This window comes from Nereida ignava (assembly GCF_001049735.1).
Lineage (GTDB): Bacteria > Pseudomonadota > Alphaproteobacteria > Rhodobacterales > Rhodobacteraceae > Nereida > Nereida ignava.
In genome coordinates, this window is record NZ_CVPC01000061.1 from 1 (window position 1) to 2,939 (window position 2,939).

Genomic DNA, 2,939 nt, shown 5'->3' on the forward strand with positions numbered 1-2,939 from the left:
AACTGGCCGAGGTGGCTGTCAGCGGCGATCTGTTCAACCGCACCCTTGCGGCCATACATCGGCTGCGCGCACCGCCGGTTCCCTAATGACAACATCGTTAATCATAAAACCTGAACAAAAGCGGCTCAACCGGTCTATCCATACGGGGGTCGGTCAGACCAATATCCGGATCAACCTCGCCCCCGAGACCGGAAATCGTGCTCAGTTCGCGCGTCAGATGCCCGAACAACGGCACCATGGGTGCAAGAGGCTTGATAGGAGCGCAGAACAGCGGCAAGGTGGGCGGGAGGACGTTCTACTTGGGGAATGTCAGATTAAGGTGATGGCGCGCAGTTTGGCCGCGCTGTTGTTGCCAAAAGATGACTAAGCCCCTTCAAAGGGCAAATTAACCAGCATGGGGAGAGACACATGACCATCTTTAACAAGGGCTTGATTACCGTTAGCGCATTCGCGCTAATGGCGAGTTTGGCCAATGCGCAAGACAACGTGACCATCGCGATTCAGCTTGAGCCACCGAACCTCGACCCTACAGGTGCCGCCGCTCAAGCCATTGATAGCGTGATGTATTCCAACGTTTTTGAAGGGCTGACACGGTTCATGTCGGATGGGGCAGTTGTACCCGGCCTTGCCAAATCGTGGGACATTTCCGAAGACGGGCTCAGCTATACGTTCAACCTGCAAACGGATGTGACATTTCACGACGGCACGAAGATGGATGCAGAGGACGTGAAATTCAGCCTCGACCGCGCCCGCGCCGAGGACAGCACCAACGCCCAGAAAGGGCTGTTTGCCAATATCGCTGCGGTTGACGTGATTGATGCTGAAACAGTCAAAGTCACACTTAGCCAGCCGACAGGCAATTTCCTGTTCAACATGGCGTGGGGTGATGCGGTAATCGTGGCGCCCGAAAGTGCTGAGACAAACGCGACAGCACCCATAGGCACCGGCGCATACCGCTTTGTAGACTGGGTGCAGGGTGACCGCCTTGAGCTGACCCGCAACGCTGATTATTGGGGCGACGCACCCGCCATTCAGAACGCAACTTTCCGTTTCATTTCGGACCCAACAGCCGCATTCGCCGCCGTGATGGCAGAAGATGTCGACGCTTTTGCAGGTTTCCCGGCACCCGAAAACATCCCGCAATTTGAAGCAGACCCACGCTTTCAAGTCCTGAAGGGCAACACCGAAGGCGAGACAATTCTGTCGACCAACAACAAAATGCCGCCTTTTGACAATAAGCTGGTCCGCAAGGCAGTTGCGCACGCGATTGACCGCCAAGCCATTATTGACGGGGCAATGTTTGGGCTTGGCACGCCCATCGGCACGCACTTCGCACCGCACAACCCTAACTACGTCGATCTGACTGGCAACTCGCAATACGATCCAGAGCTGTCCAAGAAACTGCTGGCTGAAGCAGGTTTTGCCGATGGCTTTACCACGACCCTCAAACTGCCCCCCCCCTCATACGCACGGCGCGGCGGTGAGATCATCGCGGCACAATTGCGCGAGGTTGGTATTGATGCGCAAATCAGCAATCTTGAATGGGCGCAGTGGCTTGAAGAAGTGTTCCGCGGCAAAGACTTTGGCCTGTCAATCGTGAGCCATACCGAGCCGATGGACATCGGAATTTACGCCAACCCCGACTATTACTTCCAGTATGACAACCCTGCGTTCCAAGCACTGATGGATGATCTGAACAAAGCAACAGACCCCGGTGAGCGCGCGGCCTTGATGGCGCAGGCACAGACCATCATCTCGGAGGACTATGTGAACGGCTATCTTTTTGAATTGGCCTATCCCACGATTGCAAAAGCAGGTTTGCAGGGCATGTGGGAAAATCAACCAACCGCTGCGGTTGACCTGACGGGTCTTAGCTGGACCAACTAAACCTCAAACGGGGCCGCGTAGATCTGTGCGGCCCCGCTTTCTCTGCCTGAATTGAGGCCCCGCCTACACCATGCTTCGCTATGCCCTCTCCCGTTGCGTCTCTCTCGTGATCAGCTTGATCGTGGCCAGTATGGTTATCTTTTTGATCATCGAGATCGTGCCCGGCGATCCTGCTGCATTCATGCTGGGCCTCAACGCACAACCCGAGGCTGTGGAGGCACTGCGCGCCCAGTTGGGGCTAAACGCATCTGCGCCAGAACGATATTTAACGTGGGTTAGCGGGATGTTGCAGGGTGACTTTGGCACCTCTTACACCTACCGCGCACCGATATCTGATTTGATCGCTGATCGCATTTGGGTGTCGCTGCCACTCGCCGTTTACGCGCTGGTTCTATCGACACTCATCGCATTCCCCGCAGGCATCTTTGCCGCCTCGCGCCGCGGCGGTGCAGGCGACACGGCAATCATGGGCGCAACACAACTTGGTGTGGCCATTCCCAATTTCTGGTTTGCGATGATCCTTGTATTGATCTTTGCAATCAATTTGCGGTGGTTTTCCGCAGGCGGCTTTGTAGGGTGGGACAAGGGGTTTTGGCTTGGACTGAAATCCTTGACCTTGCCAGCAATTGCACTGGCCCTACCCCAAGCGGCAATCCTTGCGCGCGTTATGCGCTCATCATTACTTGATATGTTAGGCGAAGATTTCATCCGGACGGCCCGCGCCAAGGGCCTCAGCAAACGCCAAGCACTTTGGCGGCACGCAGTTCGAAACGCGCTAATTCCTGTGCTGACAATCTTGGGGCTTCAGTTTTCCTTCTTGCTGGCAGGTGGCATCGTGATCGAACAAGTGTTCTTCTTGCCGGGCTTGGGCCGGCTGATCTTCCAAGCCATATCTGCGCGGGACCTGATCGTTGTCGAAGGCGTTGTGATGCTGCTGGTGTTCTCAGTCATCATCGTGAATTTCTTGGTGGATTTGACCTATGCCGCCGTTGATCCGCGCCTAAGGCAGCGATCATGAGGGGGCTAATCATTGGCGCCGTTCTCAGCGGTAT

3 protein-coding genes are annotated in these 2,939 nt (G+C 55.7%); 2 read left to right on the top strand and 1 reads right to left on the bottom strand.

The features are described 5' to 3' along the window. Nucleotides 1-97: 97 nt before the first annotated feature. On the bottom strand, nt 98-238 hold the full coding sequence (locus tag NIG5292_RS15000; protein WP_158441640.1) for a hypothetical protein: 141 nt from the start codon (nt 236-238) through the stop codon (nt 98-100). A gap of 170 nt (nt 239-408) precedes the next feature. On the opposite strand from NIG5292_RS15000, the gene NIG5292_RS14325 reads away from it, so the two are divergent. Beyond that, the gene (locus NIG5292_RS14325) at nt 409-1,887 is read left to right on the top strand and encodes an ABC transporter substrate-binding protein (protein ID WP_048600217.1); all 1,479 of its coding nucleotides are present in this window, start codon (nt 409-411) and stop codon (nt 1,885-1,887) included. Between the two features lie 70 nt (nt 1,888-1,957). After that, entirely contained in the window at nt 1,958-2,905 is a 948-nt protein-coding gene (locus tag NIG5292_RS14330; RefSeq protein WP_048600218.1) for an ABC transporter permease, read from the top strand. The last annotated feature ends 34 nt before the right edge of the window (nt 2,906-2,939 follow it).

Coding starts and splice junctions, on each gene's coding strand:
- NIG5292_RS15000 (WP_158441640.1), bottom strand. CDS start 238: ATGGTGCCGTTGTTCGGGCATCTGACGCGCGAACTGAGCACGATTTCC.
- NIG5292_RS14330 (WP_048600218.1), top strand. CDS start 1,958: ATGCTTCGCTATGCCCTCTCCCGTTGCGTCTCTCTCGTGATCAGCTTG.
- NIG5292_RS14325 (WP_048600217.1), top strand. CDS start 409: ATGACCATCTTTAACAAGGGCTTGATTACCGTTAGCGCATTCGCGCTA.